General features: G+C 71.9%; 13 protein-coding genes, 2 pseudogenes and 1 riboswitch. Of the genes and pseudogenes, 14 read left to right on the top strand and 1 reads right to left on the bottom strand.

Translation table 11 applies throughout. The features are described from left to right. On the top strand, window positions 1–980 hold a 980-nt coding region (locus EES43_RS11040; protein WP_206430032.1), incomplete at its 5' end, for an RHS repeat-associated core domain-containing protein. 36 nt (window positions 981–1016) lie between these two features. Here EES43_RS11040 and EES43_RS11035 read toward each other — a convergent pair. After that, a pseudogene (locus tag EES43_RS11035) lies at window positions 1017–1199 on the bottom strand (MFS transporter); the annotation flags it as partial. 5 nt (window positions 1200–1204) lie between these two features. Between EES43_RS11035 and EES43_RS11030 the strand changes: the two are divergent. From EES43_RS11030 to EES43_RS10970, 13 genes and pseudogenes are all read left to right on the top strand, one after another. After that, window positions 1205–1471: pseudogene (locus EES43_RS11030) on the top strand (MFS transporter); the annotation flags it as partial. 629 nt (window positions 1472–2100) lie between these two features. After that, the gene (locus EES43_RS11025) at window positions 2101–2889 is read left to right on the top strand and encodes an ABC transporter ATP-binding protein (RefSeq protein WP_124268572.1); all 789 of its coding nucleotides are present in this window, start codon (window positions 2101–2103) and stop codon (window positions 2887–2889) included. After that, a complete protein-coding gene (locus tag EES43_RS11020; RefSeq protein ID WP_124268571.1) occupies window positions 2886–5465 on the top strand; it encodes an ABC transporter permease in 2580 nt (859 codons plus the stop codon). The genes EES43_RS11025 and EES43_RS11020 overlap by 4 nt, the downstream gene beginning before the upstream one ends. Before the next feature lie 556 nt (window positions 5466–6021). After that, entirely contained in the window at window positions 6022–9552 is a 3531-nt protein-coding gene (gene mfd, locus EES43_RS11015; protein ID WP_124268570.1) for a transcription-repair coupling factor, read from the top strand. A 114-nt stretch (window positions 9553–9666) separates the two neighbouring features. Next, window positions 9667–10209: a GntR family transcriptional regulator gene (locus tag EES43_RS11010; protein WP_124268569.1), complete on the top strand. Its 543-nt coding sequence runs from the start codon at window positions 9667–9669 to the stop codon at window positions 10207–10209. A gap of 119 nt (window positions 10210–10328) precedes the next feature. Then, window positions 10329–11108: an HNH endonuclease family protein gene (locus EES43_RS11005; protein ID WP_124268568.1), complete on the top strand. Its 780-nt coding sequence runs from the start codon at window positions 10329–10331 to the stop codon at window positions 11106–11108. A gap of 102 nt (window positions 11109–11210) precedes the next feature. Next, window positions 11211–11786: a hypothetical protein gene (locus EES43_RS11000; RefSeq protein ID WP_124268567.1), complete on the top strand. Its 576-nt coding sequence runs from the start codon at window positions 11211–11213 to the stop codon at window positions 11784–11786. Continuing rightward, window positions 11783–13495: a serine/threonine-protein kinase gene (locus EES43_RS10995; protein WP_277426055.1), complete on the top strand. Its 1713-nt coding sequence runs from the start codon at window positions 11783–11785 to the stop codon at window positions 13493–13495. Before EES43_RS11000 ends, EES43_RS10995 begins: the two co-directional genes overlap by 4 nt. Window positions 13496–13636: 141 nt before the next feature. Continuing rightward, window positions 13637–14293 carry a SurA N-terminal domain-containing protein gene (locus EES43_RS10990; protein WP_124268566.1) on the top strand — a complete coding sequence of 219 codons (657 nt, stop codon included), beginning with the start codon at window positions 13637–13639 and terminating at the stop codon, window positions 14291–14293. A gap of 27 nt (window positions 14294–14320) precedes the next feature. After that, window positions 14321–15397 (top strand): nucleoside triphosphate pyrophosphohydrolase, encoded by a 1077-nt coding sequence (locus EES43_RS10985; RefSeq protein WP_124268565.1) that lies wholly within the window; start codon window positions 14321–14323, stop codon window positions 15395–15397. A 9-nt stretch (window positions 15398–15406) separates the two neighbouring features. After that, the gene (locus tag EES43_RS10980) at window positions 15407–16696 is read left to right on the top strand and encodes a cytochrome P450 family protein (protein WP_124268564.1); all 1290 of its coding nucleotides are present in this window, start codon (window positions 15407–15409) and stop codon (window positions 16694–16696) included. Window positions 16697–16838: 142 nt separating this feature from the next. Next, window positions 16839–17903, top strand: a complete 1065-nt coding sequence (locus EES43_RS10975) for a LysM peptidoglycan-binding domain-containing protein (RefSeq protein ID WP_124268563.1) — start codon at window positions 16839–16841, stop codon at window positions 17901–17903. A gap of 307 nt (window positions 17904–18210) precedes the next feature. Continuing rightward, window positions 18211–18392: riboswitch (cyclic di-AMP (ydaO/yuaA leader) on the top strand. 4 nt (window positions 18393–18396) lie between these two features. Then, a complete protein-coding gene (locus EES43_RS10970) occupies window positions 18397–19125 on the top strand; it encodes a LysM peptidoglycan-binding domain-containing protein (protein ID WP_124268562.1) in 729 nt (242 codons plus the stop codon). The last annotated feature ends 240 nt before the right edge of the window (window positions 19126–19365 follow it).

Raw genomic sequence — 19365 nt, 5'->3', positions numbered from 1 at the left:
CCCCCACCGCAGGCATGATCAACCCCTACACCTACGCCACCGGCGACCCCGTCAACTACACCGACCCCACCGGACAGAGCTCCGAAGGATCATGGGACTGGCTCACCGAAGACATCCTCGGCTGGAAATACCTCCCCGCCGTCGAAGTGGGCATCGCAGCCGCCGGCCTCGCCCTCGCCCTCGCCACCTTCACCGGAGGAAGCGGCATACCCCTTGCGATCGCCGGCATCGGCTTCCTCACCACCCTCCCCTCCGCCGCCGACCAGATCACCGCCAACACCAGCGCCACAGGCGAAGGCTTCATGCCCAAAGAGGCACGCATGACCCTCGACGTCATCGGCCTCGTCGGGGCGGGCGTCGACGCAGCCATCGGCATCGGCTACGCCGCCCACAAGGGCTACAAGACCTACCAAGCGGCCAAAGCCGCGAATGCCCTCCCGATCGAAAGCGCCGCTCCAGCGAGGGTGGCGGCGGGGAGTTCGGCGGCGGGAAAGAAGGCTAAGTCGGCTTTTGTTAGTCCGTCCTGGGAAGACTTGAAGAAGGATGCGTTCGATAAGATAAACAACGCGACACCTGGAATGATTTCGCCTCCCGTAGAAGGGGTGGAGCATGCGGACGTTCTGTTCGACGCGAACATTCCCATACACAAGGCTCTGAAGGAAAAAAATGAACAACTGGTCGTCACTTGGGCGTTTCAGCAAAAGCAAATGATTAATACGGGGAATATGACTCCTAATACACTCATGGCCAACAAGGAATTCCAGACGCTACTCATGGATACCGTCGGTGGTGAGTATCAAAATCTATACTACAAATTCTCCACGGAAGGGCTGGGCCTCAAGCCCAACCAGTTCCCGCATGTGAATTTCGTAGATACGGATGGAAACATGGTCATGAACAGCCACTTCGCTGCCCCTCGAAACAACGATTCCCCTTGGCATGCGGCGGCCGATGACATTCTCCGTCTGTCCTCGAATTGATGATTCCGCAACCGCCGAACCAGCCGTCAGGGACGGTCAGTCCCGCGGCGGGACCCGTTCCTCCGCGAGTACGGGGAAGCGGCGCGGGGCGAGGGTGATCAGGGCGAGCAGGGCCAGGGCGGCGGCTGCCGCGGCTCCGACGTAGACGTGGTCGACCGCCGCGTCCACCGCTCGGCGCAGGTAGTCCGTCGCCTCCGCCGAGAGGGCGCCTTGCAGGGCACCGTGCAGACCTCTACCCGCTGAAGGAACGCCCGAAAATCCAGGCCAGGTTGTCCACGGTCTGGGCCACTTCGGCAGTCGCCGGGCCGGTGTTCGGCGGGCTCCTGGCCGGTTACGCGGACTGGCGGTGGATCTTCCTGATCAACCTCCCGGTCGGCGGTATCGCCCTCTGGCTCGTCGTCCGCCACCTCCACGAGCCCTCCCGTCCCCGCCCTGCCACCCGGCCCCGCGTCGACTGGGCGGGCGCGCTCGCCGTCTTCGCCACCGGCGCCGCCCCCCGCGCTGCCGGGTCCCGGTGCGCCGTCGGGGCCGGGTATACCAGGTCCGGGTGCGTCGCCTGTGCCGCTCCTGCTGCCCCTGCCGCTCACCGAGTTCCCTTCCCTATGCACGTATCTCCCGGGCACTGTCTCACCCGGGAGGCGCGGGCGGGAGTGCTCCGGGGCATGTCCCGGGAGGAGCCCCAGCAGACAACCGGCTGAATTCGGTCATTCGGCATGAAGGGAATCCGGGGCCTTGAGCTCGGTCGCACTGCGACGGAGCCAATCGCTGACCGGCAACGTCAATCAGTCGGCCGATACCACGAGTCGCACCCCGTGGAAGGGCGACTGCGTGCCCCCGACCTCTTCCCCTCCTTGGCGTGCGACACCCCTAGGGGCCGCCCCCGCACGCGGGCCAGGGCCTCTTCCTCCCGGCGGAGGACGTGGCGGTGCCGACTCGGTCCTTAGCCTTTTGCTACGTCGCACCTGCGGGGCCCGCCAGGGGGCGCGGGTGGGGGTAGCCCCACCTCGGAGACGGTGCCGAGCACCATCGCGCGACGGTCCCTCCTGAATCCAGACTCGGACCGTACTCGATGGCGTCCAGTCGTCAACGTTCATCTATCAACTGACATAGGAGGCATACCGTGACAACGGCTGTAAGCATTCCCAGGCACGGGAGCACTGGAGGGCATACGGCTGTCGCTGCACGGGCCCGACAGGTCGTCAAGGCGTACGGCACGGGCGAGACCCGGGTCGTCGCGCTCGACCGCGTCGACGTGGACATCGAGCGCGGGCGGTTCACCGCGATCATGGGCCCGTCCGGCTCCGGCAAGTCGACACTGATGCACTGTCTGGCCGGGCTGGACACGGTGACATCGGGCGAGATATTCCTCGCCGACACCGAGATCACCAAGCTCAAGGACAAGAAGCTCACCCAACTCCGCCGCGACCGGATCGGGTTCATCTTCCAGGCGTTCAACCTGCTGCCGACGCTCAACGCGATCGAGAACATCACGCTGCCGATGGACATCGCGGGCCGCAAGCCCAACCAGGGCTGGCTGCGGCAGGTCGTGGAGACCGTCGGGCTGTCCGAACGCCTCAAGCACCGGCCGACGCAGCTCTCCGGAGGCCAGCAGCAGCGGGTCGCGGTGGCGCGGGCGCTCGCCGCCGAGCCGGAGATCATCTTCGGGGACGAGCCGACCGGGAACCTGGACTCGCGCGCGGGGGCCGAGATACTCGCCTTCCTGCGCAGGTCGGTCGACGAGCTGGGCCAGACGATCGTCATGGTCACGCACGACCCCGTGGCCGCCTCCTACGCGGACCGGGTGCTCTACCTCGCCGACGGATCGATCGTCGACGAGATGCGCCACCCCACCGCCGAGCAGGTCCTCGACCGGATGAAGAACTTCGACGCGCGCGGGCGGACGTCATGACCGTGTGGAAGACCTCGATGCGCAACTTCCTCGCGCACAAGGGCCGGATGGCGCTCTCCGCCGTCGCGGTGATGCTGTCGGTGGCGTTCGTGTGCGGCACGCTCGTGTTCACCGACACGATGAACACGACCTTCGACAAGCTCTTCGCCGTGACCTCGCCCGACCTCACCGTCAGCCCGAAGGGCTCCGGGGACGACGAGCAGCCCGCCGACGGCAAGCCCGCCTCGCTGCCCGCCTCCGTCGTCGCCGAGGCCGCGCAGGCGGACGGCGCGAAGGGAGCGGAGGGCGCCGTCTTCTCCATGGCGGTCACCGTCGTCGACGCGGACAACAAGAACATGGGCTCCGAGACCGGGGCCCCGACCATCTCCGGCAACTGGACCGAGAACGAACTGCGGTCCATGGAGATCACCTCCGGCCACGCCCCCCGGGGCCCCGGCGACGTGATGGTCGACGCCGACACCGCCGAGAAGCACGGCCTGAAGCTCGGCGACGAACTGCGTACCATCACCGCCGTCGGCGACAGCCGGGCGAGGATCAGCGGCATCGTCTCCTTCACCGTCACCAACCCGGGCGCGGCCGTCGTCTACCTCGACACCGCCACCGCGCAGAAGCAGCTCCTCGGCGCGCCCGACGTGTTCAGCCACGTCTCCGTGACCGCCGAGCCGGGCGTCAGCGACACGGAGTTGAAGAAGAGCGTGGCCGCCGCCCTGGGGGGCTCGGCGTACCGGCTCCAGACCCAGCAGGAGGCGACCGACGCCAACAAGGACTCCATGGGCGCCTTCCTGGACGTCATGAAGTACGCGATGCTCGGCTTCGCCGGAATCGCCCTCCTCGTCGGCGTGTTCCTCATCGTCAACACCTTCTCCATGCTGGTCGCCCAGCGCACCCGGGAGATCGGTCTGATGCGGGCCATCGGCTCCAGCCGCAAGCAGGTGAACCGCTCGGTGCTGGTGGAGGCGGTCCTCCTGGGCATCGTCGGCTCGCTGCTCGGCGTCGCCGCCGGTGTCGGGCTGGCCGTCGGCCTGATGAAGCTGATGGGCGCCGTCGGCATGGAGCTGTCCACCGGCGACCTCACCGTCGCGTGGACGACCCCGGCCGTGGGGCTGGCGCTCGGCGTCGTCGTCACCGTCCTCGCCGCGTACGTCCCTGCCCGCCGGGCCGGCAAGGTCTCCCCGATGGCGGCGCTGCGCGACGCCGGTACGCCCGCAGACGGCCGGTCCGGCTGGGTCAGGGCCGGGATCGGGCTGGTGCTCACGGCGGGTGGGGCCGCCGCCCTGTGGGCGACGGGGCAGGCCGGCGAGGCGAGTGAGGGCTCGTTGTTCCTGGCGCTCGGCGTGGTGCTGACGCTGCTCGGGTTCATCGTGATCGGCCCGCTGCTGGCCGGTGTGGTGGTGCGGGCGCTCGGCGCGGTCGTGCTGCGGTTCTTCGGGCCCGTGGGGCGGCTGGCCGAACGCAACGCCCTGCGCAACCCCCGGCGCACCGGAGCCACCGGGGCGGCTCTGATGATCGGCCTCGCCCTGGTGGCCTGCCTGTCCGTCGTCGGGTCCTCCATGGTCGCCTCGGCCACCGAGGAGCTCGACCGCTCGGTCGGCGCGGACTTCATCGTCCAGGACAGCGGCACCGGCCGGCCGATCGTGCCGCAGGCCGCCGAGGCCGCCCGTGCCGTGCCCGGCCTGGAGCACATCACCGACTACACCGTCCTCGGCGCGAGAGTCACCGCGCCCGACGGCTCCACGGTCGACGAGGGCGTCGTCGCCGCCGACCCGACGTACCGGCAGGACGTCCGCCGCACCGTCGTCGCGGGCGATCTGGCGAGGGCGTACGGCACGGGCGCGATGTCCGTCGGAGACGTCTACGCCGAGCGCCACGGCGTCGAGGTCGGGGACACGCTCAGGGTCGCGTTCAAGGCCGGGCGGACGGCGGAGCTGAAGGTCGCCGCCATCACCTCCGACGAGACGAACATCGACAAGGGCGCGATGTACACCGCCCTGACCACGGCGACGACGTACGTGCCCGCCGACCGGATGCCGCAGAACCTCGCGATGTTCGGCAAGGCGCAGGAGGGCAAGGAGAAGGAGGCGTACACGGCCCTCAAGAGCGCGCTGGCCGCGTACCCGGTGTACAAGGTGCAAAACCAGGCCGACTTCAAGCAGGACCTGAAGGACCAGATCGGCCAGCTGCTGAACATCGTCTACGGCCTGCTCGCCCTGGCGATCATCGTGGCGGTGCTCGGCGTGGTGAACACCCTCGCCCTCTCCGTGGTCGAACGGACCCGGGAGATCGGGCTCATGCGGGCCATCGGACTCTCGCGCCGCCAGCTGCGCCGGATGATCCGGCTGGAGTCCGTGGTCATCGCCCTGTTCGGGGCGCTGCTCGGACTGGGGCTCGGGATGGGCTGGGGCACCTCGGCGCAGAAGCTGCTGGCCCTGGAGGGGCTGAACGTGCTGGAGATTCCGTGGCCGACGATCGCGACCGTGTTCTTCTGCTCGGCCCTCGTCGGACTGCTCGCCGCGCTCGTCCCGGCCTTCCGGGCGGGCAGGATGAACGTACTGAACGCCATCGCGACGGACGGGTGAGCACGGTCAAAGGGCCGTACGGCGGCGGCCGTCGAGGCGTCGCCGTAGGATGACGGCAGGCTCCGGGGTGTTCCTCCAAACACCCCGGGGCCGAACGCGTTTCCGGTCACGGCTTTCCTGGCCACCGCGTTCCCGGTCACGGCCGGCCCACCGGTCCTGGCGGCGGGCGGAGGCCGTGCGCACGGTGCGCGAGCGGTGTGCGAGCGGTGTGCGAGCGGTGTGCGAGCGGCGCGCGAGCGGCGCGCGAGCGGCGCGTGAGCGGTGTGTGAGCAGAGGTGAACGCTGTGCGACCGGCTGCGGCCGGTGGTGGCGGCGGTCGTGCGGGAGGCCGGGGTGATGGCGCGCCCCGGGGAAGGCCGGTGGCGGCGGCGCTGCGGATGGACGGGGAGGACCGGCGGCGGCGGCTTCGCGGATGGCTGGGGACCATCGGTGCGGGCGCGGCTGTCACCCCCGGGTCGTACTCTGGAACCCCCGGCCCGTCCACGTGTCGGGCCCTTCGCGTTGTCCCTGGCAGCAGCCGGCTGCCGGCCGCGCCTCGATCCCGGACGGAAGCTTCATGAGCCTGCACGGTCTGCTGGACGTCGTCATCACTGACCCGGCGCTCGCCGAGGCGGTGAAGGCCGCCGCCGACGGTCGTCGGCGGCATGTCGATCTGGTGGGCCCGCCCGGCGCCCGGCCCTTCGCCGTGGCGGCGCTGGCCCGGCAGACCGGGCGGACGGTGCTGGCCGTCACGGCGACCGGCCGGGAGGCCGAGGATCTGGCGGCGGCGCTGCGGACGCTGCTGCCGCCGGACACGGTGGCGGAGTTCCCGTCCTGGGAGACGCTGCCGCACGAGCGCCTGTCGCCGCGCTCGGACACCGTGGGCCGCCGCCTCGCCGTGCTGCGCCGCCTGGCGCACCCGCGCGAGGACGACCCGGAGACGGGGCCGGTCTCGGTGGTCGTCGCGCCGATCCGCTCCGTTCTGCAACCGCAGGTCAAGGGGCTCGGCGACCTGGAGCCGGTGGCGCTGACCAGCGGGCAGAGCGCCGACCTGGGCGAGGTGGTGGACGCGCTGGCCGCCGCCGCGTACTCCCGGGTCGAACTGGTCGAGAAGCGCGGTGAGTTCGCCGTGCGCGGCGGCATCCTGGATGTTTTTCCGCCGACCGAGGAGCACCCCCTTCGGGTGGAGTTCTGGGGTGACGACGTCGAGGAGATCCGGTACTTCAAGATCGCCGACCAGCGGTCCCTGGAGGTCGCCGAGCACGGACTGTGGGCGCCGCCCTGCCGCGAGCTGCTGCTGACCGACCAGGTACGCGAGCGGGCCGCCGCCCTGGCCGAGGCCCACCCGGAGCTGGGCGAACTGCTCGGCAGGATCGCCGAGGGCATCGCGGTCGAGGGCATGGAGTCGCTGGCCCCCGTCCTGGTCGACGATATGGAGCTGCTGCTCGACGTCCTGCCGAAGGGCGCGATGGCCCTGGTCTGCGACCCGGAGCGGGTCCGTACGCGGGCGGCCGACCTGGTCGCCACCAGCCAGGAGTTCCTTCAGGCGTCCTGGGCGGCGAGCGCGGACGGCGGCGAGGCCCCGATCGACGTCGGCGCGGCCTCCCTGTGGGGCATCGCGGACGTCCGCGACCGGGCCCGCGAGCTGGACGTCATGTGGTGGTCGATCTCCCCGTTCGCCGCCGACGACGAGCTGGACGAGGACACGCTCAAGCTCTCCATGCGCGCGCCGGAGGCGTACCGGGGCGACACCGCCCGCGCGCTCGCCGACACCAAGGGCTGGCTGGCCGACGGCTGGCGCACGGTGTACGTCACGGAGGGCCAGGGCCTCGCCTCCCGTACGGTCGAGGTGCTGGGCGGCGAGGGCATCGCGGCCCGCCTGGACCCCGACCTCGCCGAGATCACGCCATCGGTGGTCCACGTCTCGTGCGGAGCCGTCGACCAGGGGTTCGTCGACCCGGCGCTGAAGCTCGCCGTGCTCACCGAGACCGATCTCACCGGCCAGCGCACCGCGACCAAGGACCTGGGCCGGATGCCGGCCCGCCGCCGCAAGACGATCGACCCGCTGACGCTGGAGGCGGGCGACTACATCGTCCACGAGCAGCACGGCGTCGGCCGGTACGTGGAGATGGTCCAGCGCACGGTCCAGGGCGCGACCCGCGAGTACCTGCTCGTCGAGTACGCCCCGGCCAAGAGAGGCCAGCCCGGCGACCGGCTCTACATCCCGACCGACCAGCTGGAGCAGGTCACCAAGTACGTCGGCGGCGAGGCCCCGACGCTGCACCGACTGGGCGGCGCGGACTGGACGAAGACGAAGCAGCGCGCGAAGAAGGCGGTCAAGGAGATCGCCGCCGACCTGATCAAGCTGTACTCGGCCCGGATGGCGGCTCCCGGCCACGCCTTCGGCGCGGACACGCCCTGGCAGCGCGAGCTGGAGGACGCCTTCCCATACGCGGAGACGCCCGACCAGCTGTCCACGATCGCCGAGGTCAAGGAGGACATGGAGAAGACGGTCCCGATGGACCGCTTGATCTGCGGCGACGTCGGGTACGGCAAGACGGAGATCGCGGTCCGCGCGGCGTTCAAGGCCGTCCAGGACGGGAAGCAGGTGGCGGTCCTCGTGCCCACGACCCTCCTCGTCCAGCAGCACTACGGCACGTTCACCGAGCGGTACGCGCAGTTCCCGGTCAACGTGAGGGCGCTCAGCCGCTTCCAGTCCGAGACGGAGTCCAAGGCGACGCTCGAAGGTCTCCACGACGGCTCGGTCGACCTGGTCATCGGCACGCACCGCCTGTTCTCCTCCGACACCAGGTTCAAGGACCTCGGGCTGGTCATCGTGGACGAGGAGCAGCGGTTCGGCGTCGAGCACAAGGAGCAGCTGAAGAAGCTCCGCGCCAACGTCGACGTGCTCACCATGTCCGCGACGCCCATTCCCCGTACGCTCGAAATGGCGGTCACCGGCATCCGCGAGATGTCCACGATCACCACCCCGCCGGAGGAGCGCCACCCGGTCCTCACCTTCGTCGGCCCGTACGAGGAGAAGCAGATCGGCGCGGCCGTCCGCAGGGAACTGCTGCGCGAGGGCCAGGTCTTCTACATCCACAACCGGGTCGAGTCCATCGACCGGGCCGCCGCCCGCCTCCGCGAGATCATCCCGGAGGCGAGGATCGCCACCGCGCACGGCCAGATGTCCGAACAGTCCCTGGAACAGGTGGTGGTGGACTTCTGGGAGAAGAAGTTCGACGTCTTGGTGTCCACGACGATCGTCGAGTCCGGCATCGACATCTCCAACGCCAACACCCTGATCGTGGAGCGCGGCGACAACTTCGGCCTGTCCCAGCTGCACCAGTTGCGCGGCCGGGTCGGCCGTGGCCGGGACCGGGGCTACGCCTACTTCCTCTACCCGCCGGAGAAGCCGCTCACCGAGACGGCCCACGAGCGCCTGGCCACCATCGCCCAGCACACCGAGATGGGCGCGGGCATGTACGTGGCGATGAAGGACCTGGAGATCCGGGGCGCGGGCAACCTGCTGGGCGGCGAGCAGTCCGGCCACATCGCGGGCGTCGGCTTCGACCTGTACGTACGCATGGTGGGCGAGGCGGTCGCCGACTACCGGGCGCAGCTGGAGGGCGGCGAGGAGGAGGAGCCGCCGCTGGAGGTCAAGATCGAGCTCCCGGTCGACGCGCACGTCCCGCACGACTACGCCCCCGGCGAGCGGCTGCGCCTCCAGGCGTACCGGGCCATCGCCGCGGCCAACTCCGAGGACGACGTCCGCGCGGTCCGCGAGGAACTGACCGACCGCTACGGCCCCCTGCCGGAACCGGTCGAGAACCTCCTCCTGGTGGCCGGCCTGCGCATGCTGGCCCGCGCCTGCGGAGTCGGCGAGATCGTCCTCCAGGGCTCCAACATCCGCTTCGCCCCGGTGGAGCTGCGCGAGTCGCAGGAGCTGCGCCTGAAGCGCCTGCACCCCAAGACGGTCATCAAGCCCGCCGCCCACCAGATCCTGGTCCCGCGCCCGACGACGGGCCGCATCGGCGGCAAGCCGGTGGTGGGTCGCGAACTGCTGTCCTGGACGGGCGAGTTCCTGACGACGATCCTGGGCTCGTAGCCCCCGGACCGCCGGTCCGCTGTTCGCCGCGCGTCGGCCCCGCCGGGTCTCCGGCGGGGCCGACGATCTTCCCCCGTCTGCCGTTACGGTGCCGAGGGCACGAAGGGGAGGGTCATGGGTGAGAACGAGGTCGTCAGCGCCTCCGCCGACTACCTGGCGGCGTCGGCCTGGGGCGGGGCCGATGTCTGGGGAGCCGAGACGGCAGCCGCAGGGCGGCGCGGAACGCAGAAGATCGTGCGCGCCGGCGAAGTGGTCGCCCCGGACCGGGTGGCCGACCTGCTTGCCGTGGAGCGGGGCGGCCTGGTCGTCGAACGGCGGCGGATCATGTACCTGGACGGCGAGCCGTGCGAGTTGACCGACACCTATTACCCGCTGGGGATCGCCCGGGGCACAGGACTGGCCGGCACGGCGATGATCCGGGGAGGAGCTGTCCGGCTGCTCGCCGACCTCGGGTATGCAGGCGTCCGGGCGCAGGAGGACGTGGTCGCCCGGATGCCGTCCGAAAGCGAGCGGGCGTCGCTGTCGCTGGCGGTCGGCGAGCCGGTCCTCGAACTGACCCGGCTGACCCTGAGCGCCGACGACCTGCCCGTTCAGGCCGACGTGATGGTCATGTCTCCCCGGGGCCAGAGACTGCGGTACGAGATCAGGATCGGATGACTGAGCACAGCGCGGAAGGCGCGGCTCCCGCCTGACCCCCGTCATGGAAGTGCCGTCGCCGGGGAAGACGTCCGTAGGATGCTCCGCGTTCGCCTTTCTCCCCGTCAGGACGGCTTCACGTGATATCAGCCCGTACGTACCGAGCGGCCCTGGCCGCCCTGAGTGCCCTGGCCGTGTTCGCCCTGGCCGGCTGCGGCCCCGACGACCTCGACGCCGGGAGCGGCTCCGGCTCCGGCACGCAGGGCGGGGCGCGGTCCGCCGAGGGCTTCGGCGTCAGCCCGCTGGACAACCCCGACGGTACGAAGCCGGGCCTGGCGCCCCTGACCTCCGACGCGGACCGGGCCGCCGCGCGGAAGGTCATCGAGAAGGTGGCCACCAAGGGGCGCGGCCCGAAGACCGGTTACGAGCGTGACGCGTTCGGATACGCCTGGAAGGACGGGATCGACGGCATCCCGCTCGCCCGCAACGGCTGCGACACCCGCAACGACCTGCTGGCCCGCGACGGACGGGACGTCGAGCACCGGGCCGGATCGGACTGCGTGGTCGTCTCGATGACGCTCAAGGACCCGTACACCGGGGCGACCATCGACTGGCGCAAGCAGCGGGCCACCGAGGTGCAGATCGACCACGTGATGCCGCTCTCCTACGACTGGCAGATGGGCGCCGCCCGCTGGAACGAGACCAAGCGCCAGCAGATCGCCAACGACCCGCTCAACCTCATCCCGGTCGACGGCCCGGCCAACAACGCCAAGCGCGACTCCGGCCCCGCCTCCTGGCTGCCCCCGTACAAGCCGGTCCGCTGCTCCTACGCGGTGCGGTTCGCGCAGGTGTCGCTGAAGTACGAACTCCCGGTCACCGCCGCCGACAAGCGGACCATGCTCGCCCAGTGCGGCGGCTGACGGCCCGGACACGACGGCCGGGCGGAACCATGGACGACCTGTCGGTGTCCGTGTATACGCTCAGCCGCACACGTCCCGCCCCACGCCTCCCAGGAGCAGCACATGCACGGCCACGGCCATCAGCCGCAGCAGCCCGAGCCCCGGCCGTCCGCGGCGGTGCGTGTCACCGTGCGCGTGGTCGTCGTCCTGCTGACCGTGCTGAGCTGCGGATTCCTGGGCTGGGTGGCGATGCTGAGGCTCGCGATCCTCACCCGCGAGGTCCGTGACTGGTTGCTGCTCGTCGTCGTCGCGGCCTTCAACGGCCGGCTGTTCCTCTACTTCGCCGACCTGCCGGCCGACCCCGAAGACATGGAGAGCCGGGAGGCGCTGATCGGCCTCGGCGCTCTCGCGGCACTCGTGACCGGAGTGCTCGCCTACTACCTGTACGCGGAGATACGCCATTTCGCGGACGCCCGCCCGGCCGCCGCCGCCCCGGCCGCCGCCGGCCACCCGCCCGCGCCGGCCTCCCCGTACCACCTGCCCGCGCAGCCGCCGCAGCCGCAGCCGCAGCACCCGAACCCGTACGCCGCCCACACCCCGCCGCCCACATCCATGCCCACGCCCCCGCGGCTGGACCAGGTCCGGGCCGAACTGGACGAGTTGAGCGCATACCTCCGCAAGGAGGGTGGAGGACGGTGAGCGGCGGCCGGGTCGTCGCCGACCGGTACGAGCTGGCGACCGTCATCGGCCAGGGCGGCATGGGCCAGGTGTGGACGGCCTACGACCGCCGCCTGGACCGCCGCGTCGCCGTGAAGCTGGTGCGCCCCGACCGCGTCGCCGGCGGCCGTGACTCCGCCGACGAGCTGCACCGCCGGTTCGTCCGCGAGTGCCGGGTCACCGCGCAGGTCGACCACCCCGGCCTGGTCACCGTGCACGACGCGGGCGGCGACCACGACGACCTCTACCTCGTCATGCAGTACGTCGAGGGCTCCGACCTGGCCGACCACCTCGCCGGGCACGGCCCCTACCCCTGGCCCTGGGCCGTGGCGGTCGCCGCTCAGCTCTGCGCCGTGCTGAGCGCGGTGCACGCGGTGCCCATCGTCCACCGCGACCTGAAGCCGCGCAACGTGATGGTCCGGCCCGACGGCACCGTCACCGTGCTCGACCTCGGCGTCGCCTCCGTCCTGGACACGGACGCCACCCGCCTCACCCACACCGGCGCACCGATCGGCTCCCCGGCCTACATGGCGCCCGAGCAGGCGATGGGCGGTGCGGTGGGCCCGTACACCGACCTCTACGCGCTCGGCGTCGTCCTGTACGAACTGCTCAGCGGCGACGTGCCGTTCGCCGGTTCCACCGCCCTCGGCGTACTCCACCGCCACCTGTACGAGCAGCCCCGGCCGGTCCGGCTGGTCCGGCCCGAGATCCCGGCCCCGCTCGAAGCGCTCGTGCTGCGGCTGCTCGCCAAGGACCCGCAGGACCGGCCCGCCTCGGCGCAGGAGGTGTACGAGGAGCTGGCCCCGCTGCTGCCCGCGCGCGGTGTTCCGGCCGGAGGTGTCACGGCCGTTGGCGGCCCGGCCGGCCCGCTCGACCCGACCCGCCCCTTCCTGCGCCCGCACGCCCCCTGGCCGGACCGGCCCCCGGCCCCGGGCCCGGTGTCCGCCGCCGTCCCCGTGCCCGGCCCCGTGCCCGCGCCCGGCCCCGTGCCCGCGTTCGTCCCCGCGACGCCGTCGACCCCGCCGGCCGGGCCGGGCCCGCTGCCCGCCGCCGCCCCGCCCGCGTACCGCGCCCCCGCTCCGCACACGCCGCCGCCGGCCGCCGTCCCGCCGCCCGCCCGGCCCGACGTCGCCGCCGCGGTGGACGACGTGAAGCGGCTGCTGGGGGAGGGCCGGATCACCCAGGCCGTCGACATCCTCGGCTCCATCCTCCCGGCGGCGGCGGCCCAACACGGCGAGCGCTCACCGGTCGTGCGCATCCTGCGCAAGCAGTACGCCGCGACGCTGATGGCCGACGGCCAGTACCGCCGCGCCCTGCCCGAACTGCGCCGCCTCGTCGAGGACCGCGCCGGGGAGACCGGCCCCGCCGACACCCAGGTGCTCCAGTTCCGCCACGACGCGGCCCAGTGCCTGGAACAGCTCGGCGAGGCCGGGGCCGCGCTCGCCGAGTACCGCGCGCTCCTGCCGTACTACGAGAACGCCTACGGACCCGTCACCGCCGACCCGGGCCGCGCCCTCGACATCCGGCACCGCATCGGACAGCTCCTCCTGGCCATCGGCGACCACACGGCGGGCCGCGCCCAGTTCCAGGCCCTGCTGTACGACGCCGAGCGCGCCTACGGACCGCACCACCCGCTCCCGACGGACGTACGCCGCCGGCTCAGCCACCAGCGGCACCTGCGCGGCGGCTGACCGCGCGGCCCGTGGCCGCCCACATCCCCAACTCCTCCCGAATCGTTGGTCGAATCAGTGGCACAGGCCACATCCACTGCCTAACATCGATCACCGCAAGGCTTTGTGCGCTGACGCACAAACTCTCCCCGGGAGGCTCCTTTGCACCGCCGTCGTCGCACCGCGCTCTCCGTCTCCGCCGCACTGCTCGTCGCGGCGCCGCTCCTGTCCGCCTGTGGCAACGAGGCCCACCCCGGCGCCGCGGCCGTCGTGGGCGGCCACCGGATCACGGTGTCGTCCGTCCAGGCCCAGGCCGCCGACGTACGCTCCGCCCAGGAGAGCTCGCCGCAGGCGACCGAGCTGGTGAGCAAGTCCGGCCAGCTCAGCCGGGCCAAGCTGCACGGACTGATCTTCGCCCGGGTGCTGGACCGGGCCGCCGCCGACGCGGGGGTCACGGTCAGCCGCAAGGAGATCCAGGAGATGCGGATGGCCAGCCTCGCCCGCGCGGGCGGCGAGAAGCAGCTGGAGGCCATGATGCTCCAGCAGCGCTGGACCGCCCCGGACCAGATCGACGGCGACATGCGCCAGGAGGTCCAGCTGCCGAAGCTCGCCAAGGCCCTCGGCGCGGACCTCGGCACCCCGCAGGGCCAGCAGGTCGTCGGCGCGGCCCTCACCAAGGCGTCGAAGGCGCTCGACATCGACGTCAACCCGCGCTTCGGCCGCTGGAACGACGGCAAGCTCCAGCTCGGCGACTACCGGGCGCCCTGGATCACCCAGGCCACGACGTTCCCGCCGCAGAACGCCCCGGCGGGAGCCTGACCGGTGCGGGCCGGGTAGGTTCGCGGGGTGAACGCTGAAGCTCCCGGCGACCTCGGCCGCATCGTCCTGCTCACCGCCAGCCACCGGGTCGCGCCCGGACTGCTGTCCTGGCCGGCCTGGCGGACGCTCCAGGAGGCCGACCGCGTCCTGTGCGCCGACCCGGACCATCCGCAGCTGCCCTACCTGCGCGAGGCGGGCGTCACCGTCGAGCACACCGCGCCCACGGCCGACGGACTCCTCGACGCCTGCGCCGGGGGCCGGACCGTCGTGGTCCTGGTCGGCGGCGAGGGCGACCGGCGTCTGACCGACGGCCTGGCCCGCCTCGCCGGATCGGGCCGGGCGGCCGTGCCGGACCTGGAGCTGCTGCCCGGTTCGTACGACCTGCCGGGCGCGCGGCTGCTCGACCTGGTCCAGGTGATGGACCGGATCCGGCGCGCGTGCCCCTGGACCTCGCGGCAGACGCACCGGGGCCTCGCCAAGTACGCGATCGAGGAGGCGTACGAACTGGTCGAGGCGATCGAGGACGGCGACCGCGACGAACTGCGCGAGGAGCTGGGTGACGTCCTGCTCCAGGTCGTCCTCCACGCGTGCATCGCCGAGGAGGACCCCGACGAGCCGTTCGCGATCGACGACGTGGCGGGGGGCCTCGTCGAGAAGCTGGTCCACCGCCACCCGCACGTCTTCGGCGACGCGAGCGCCGAGACCCCGGAGGACGTCCGCGCGCTGTGGCTGCGCACCAAGGCGATCGAGAAGCAGCGCGCCTCGGTCACCGACGGCGTCCCGCTCGGCCAGCCCGCCCTGGCCCTCGCCGCCAAACTCGCCGGCCGCGCCCGCACCGCCGGACTCGACGTGCCGCTCCCGGCGGGCGGGACGACGGCGGACGGGACGGCCGTGGACGGTACGACGGCGGACGGGACCGGGACGGACCGGACGACGGCGGGCGGACGGACCGGCCGTGAACTCCTCGCCCTCGCCGTGGCGGCCGAGGCGGCCGGCACCGACCCCGAGGCCGCCCTGCGCGCGGCGGCCCGCGCCTACCGCGGCGCGATCCTGGCGGCGGAGGGCGGCGCACCGGGTCCGGGCGGCGAGGGACCCGCCCGATAACGTCGGGGGGTGAACGACAGCCCCGCCCCCGACCGGCCGGCCGCCCCCGAGCTCTTCTCCTGGGAGTTCGCCACCGACCCGTACCCCGCCTACGCCTGGCTCCGCGAGCACAGCCCCGTCCACCGCACCGCCCTGCCCAGCGGCGTCGAGGCGTGGCTCGTGACCCGGTACGCGGACGCCCGGCAGGCGCTGGCCGACGCGCGCCTCTCCAAGAACCCGGCCCACCACGCCGGACCGGCGCACGCCAAGGGGAAGACCGGGATTCCGGGGGAGCGCAAGGCGGAGCTGATGACGCATCTGCTCAACATCGACCCGCCGGACCACACCCGGCTGCGCCGGCTCGTGTCCAAGGCGTTCACCCCGCGCCGGGTCGCGGAGTTCGCGCCCCGGGTCCAGGAGCTGACGGACCGGCTCATCGACGACTTCGTCGAGGAGGGCCGCGCGGACCTGATCCACGACTTCGCCTTCCCGCTCCCCATCTACGCCATCTGCGACCTGCTCGGCGTACCGCGCGAGGACCAGGACGACTTCCGGGACTGGGCGGGCATGATGATCCGGCACGGCGGCGGCCCGCGCGGCGGGGTGGCGCGGTCGGTGAAGAAGATGCGCGGCTACCTGGCCGAACTCATCCACCGCAAGCGGGAGAACCCGGGCGACGACCTCATCTCCGGCCTGATCCGGGCGAGCGACCACGGCGAGCACCTGACGGAGAACGAAGCGGCGGCGATGGCCTTCATCCTGCTGTTCGCCGGCTTCGAGACGACGGTGAACCTGATCGGCAACGGCACCTACGCCCTGCTGCGCCACCCGGAGCAGCGCGCCCGGCTGGAGTCATCGCTGGCGGCGGGCGAGAGCGGGCTGCTGGAGACCGGGATCGAGGAACTGCTGCGGTTCGACGGGCCGGTGGAGCTGGCGACCTGGCGTTTCGCGACCGAGGCGCTGACGCTCGGCGGACAGGAGATCGCCGTCGGCGATCCCGTACTGGTGGTGCTGGCGGCGGCCGACCGGGACCCGGAGCGGTTCACCGATCCGGACACCCTGGACCTCTCGCGGAGTGACAACCAGCATCTCGGGTACGGGCATGGCATCCATTACTGTCTGGGAGCGCCGCTGGCCCGGCTGGAGGGGCAGGCAGCCCTCGCGACGCTGCTCCGACGCCTTCCCGGCCTGCGACTTGCGGGAGAACCTGACGATTTGCGGTGGCGTGGCGGGCTCATCATGCGCGGACTGCGCACCCTGCCCGTCGAGTTCGAGCCGGGGCGCCGCCTCGACGGGGGTGACGCTCCGTCAACTCTGTGACTTTTACGTGATCTCTGCTGCATCGACTTGTGACACACGTTCGAGTCCCGCTAGGTTCACGGTTCGACGCGTCGGCCGCTGGTCGTCCGCGCGCCGCCCGCTCCACCGCTCACGCTTGTCAGTCGCACGGAAGGCATACCTCATGGGCTCCGCGAACGGCAGACACCGTCGCCCCCGCCAGGCACCCGCCATCGTCGTCGCCGCCGGGGTGACGGGATCGGCGATCGCCATCCCGCTGCTCGGCGCGGGCGGCGCGCACGCCGCCGAGGCCGGCACGTGGGACCGGGTCGCGGAGTGCGAGAGCGGCGGCATGTGGAGCGCCGACCTCGGCAACGGCCAGTTCGGCGGACTCCAGTTCTCCCAGAAGACGTGGTCGGCGTACGGCGGCAAGGCGTTCGCGCCCCGGGCCGACCTCGCCAGCCGGTCGCAGCAGATAGCCGTCGCCGAGAAGGTCCTCGCCGACCAGGGGCCGCAGGCGTGGGCGAGCTGCGCGGCGATCTCCGGCCTCGCCCTGGGCGGCGGCCTGCCCGGAGTCGACCCGGGCGCCGGGCCGGCGGAGGGGGCCGCGGAGGACCCGGAGCCCGCGCCGACCGGCAAGGCGGACGGTACCGGCGGCGCGGACGGCACGGACCGTGCGGACCGTACGGGCGGGGCCGGGAAGACCGGCGGAGCCGCCGGGTCCGCCGAGACCGGTCAAGCGGACAAGAGCAATAAGGGCGATAGCGGCGATAACGGCACCAAGGGCGACACGTCCGATGCGGGCGGCGGCGGAAGCGCCGACGGCGGGCCGGGCGCGTCCCTCGACCCCTCGCCCTCGCCGTCCGCGCCCCCGGCCTCCGAAGGCGCGGGGCCCTCGGCGGGGCCCGACGCGGCGAAGGGGTCCGACCGCACGGGAGGCAAGCACCGGGGCGCTCCCGCCCCGGAGGAGGCCGGCGCTGCCGGTGGAGGCGACGGCGGGCGCGAGTCCGGCCGGCACGCCTCACGGGGCGAGGGCGAGGCGCGGGACGGCGCGGCGGACGCCGGCGGCTCGTACACCGTGCGCCCCGGGGACAGCCTCTGGGCGATTGCTGACGCACAGGAACTTCCCGGCGGCTGGAGCGGCCTGTACGCGTCCAACAAGGACGTCCTGGGCTCCGACCCGGACCTGATCCTGCCCGGCCAGAGCCTGGACCTGGGCCTGGAGGCGGACGTTCCGAAGGGCTCGTAACGGCCTGGCGTCAATGGATCGAATACGGGAAAACGCCCCGAAAACCGGGGCAGTTCAGAGACCTATGTCCACTTTTGCGTAAGTGAGACATGGGTCTCTTTGCGTCAACTGGCGTGTCGCCTCCGCCCGGTCCGCGCGGATCGCCCCCGACCTGCGAAAACGATCCGTCAAGGGAGGCAAGCAAGGGGCGATTGCCCCGTATGTCCATCTTTGAATGTGGGGTTGCCTGTGTTTACGGTCGGAACCGCTCGCACCGCGGGCCCCGTCGACCGTCACGCCGAATCCTGCCGTCGGTCGAGGGGAACAGACGCGTAAAGCGCCGTAGGCAGGAGCGGGGGACCCAGGTAGGCGCCGGGCCCGGACGCCTCGTCGACACGACGGGGCCCGCCGGGACCGGCTTGGGGTGAAGTCGCGCGCAAGGCCGTGCGACCGGGCAACTCATCCGCCCGAACCCGACAGCTCACCTCGCAGGCGTCGGTGAGGAGACCGTTCCATGCCGCTGAACAGCAAGGGCAAGCACCGCCGCCCGTCCAAGGCCGTCCGTGTCGCCACCCTGGCGGGTGTCGCCGGCGCCGCCGTCGCCGTCCCGCTGATGGGTGCGACGAACGCCTCCGCCGCCTCCGTCTCCACCTGGGACGCCGTCGCCCAGTGCGAGTCCGGCGGCAACTGGTCCATCAACACCGGCAACGGCTACTACGGCGGGCTCCAGTTCTCGCAGTCCAGCTGGGCCGCCGCCGGCGGCACGCAGTTCGCCTCCCGCGCCGACCTGGCCACCAAGGACCAGCAGATCGCCGCCGCCGAGAAGCTTCTCGACCTCCAGGGCCCCGGGGCCTGGGCCTGCGCCGGAGCCGGCGGGCTGACCGACGACGGCGTGGACCCGGGCGTGGACACCGGCTCCGGCCAGGCCGAGAGCAAGCCCGAGAGCAAGCCCGAGAGCAAGCCCGAGCAGGCGCAGCCCGACCGCCAGGCCGAGCAGCCCGCCTCGCGCAGCGAGCAGCGGAGCGCCCCGGCGGAGGGCTCCGGGAAGACCGTCACCACCCCGACCGGCCAGAAGGTCGAGAAGGGCGACGGCGAGTACAAGGTGAAGGCCGGCGACACCCTGAGCACGATCGCCGAGAAGGAAGGCGTCGACGGCGGCTGGAGCAAGCTCTTCGAGCTCAACGACGACATCGTCCAGGAAGCCGACCTGATCTTCCCGGGCCAGCAGCTCCACCTGAAGTAACCGCCGTATCTCCTCCCGGAGGAAGGGCGTCCGGTGGGCGTCCTTCCTCGCACGGCTCCTCGGCCCGGTGCGCCCGCCCCCGTGCGCGCCGGGCCGACGGCCGTTCACTTCTTGGAATTACCGACCAGTAGATTCCTAGAGATTCGCCCCGTCATGTGCATGCTTGCGTCCTTTTTCGTCCCAGGAGACGTGCGGTCGGCCGACCGGGAGGCCCCGGCCGGTTAGGCTCGTGTCGCAAGG

It is taken from the genome of Streptomyces sp. ADI96-02, assembly GCF_003846185.1.
Taxonomy (GTDB): Bacteria; Actinomycetota; Actinomycetes; order Streptomycetales; family Streptomycetaceae; genus Streptomyces.
This window is presented reverse-complemented; position numbering and strand designations above follow the sequence as displayed.

Excerpts from the sequence above, each read along its gene's own strand:
- EES43_RS11020 (WP_124268571.1), top strand. The coding sequence starts at position 2,886 with ATGACCGTGTGGAAGACCTCGATGCGCAACTTCCTCGCGCACAAGGGC.
- mfd (WP_124268570.1), top strand. The coding sequence starts at position 6,022 with ATGAGCCTGCACGGTCTGCTGGACGTCGTCATCACTGACCCGGCGCTC.
- EES43_RS11010 (WP_124268569.1), top strand. The coding sequence starts at position 9,667 with ATGGGTGAGAACGAGGTCGTCAGCGCCTCCGCCGACTACCTGGCGGCG.
- EES43_RS11000 (WP_124268567.1), top strand. The coding sequence starts at position 11,211 with ATGCACGGCCACGGCCATCAGCCGCAGCAGCCCGAGCCCCGGCCGTCC.
- EES43_RS10975 (WP_124268563.1), top strand. The coding sequence starts at position 16,839 with ATGGGCTCCGCGAACGGCAGACACCGTCGCCCCCGCCAGGCACCCGCC.
- EES43_RS10970 (WP_124268562.1), top strand. The coding sequence starts at position 18,397 with ATGCCGCTGAACAGCAAGGGCAAGCACCGCCGCCCGTCCAAGGCCGTC.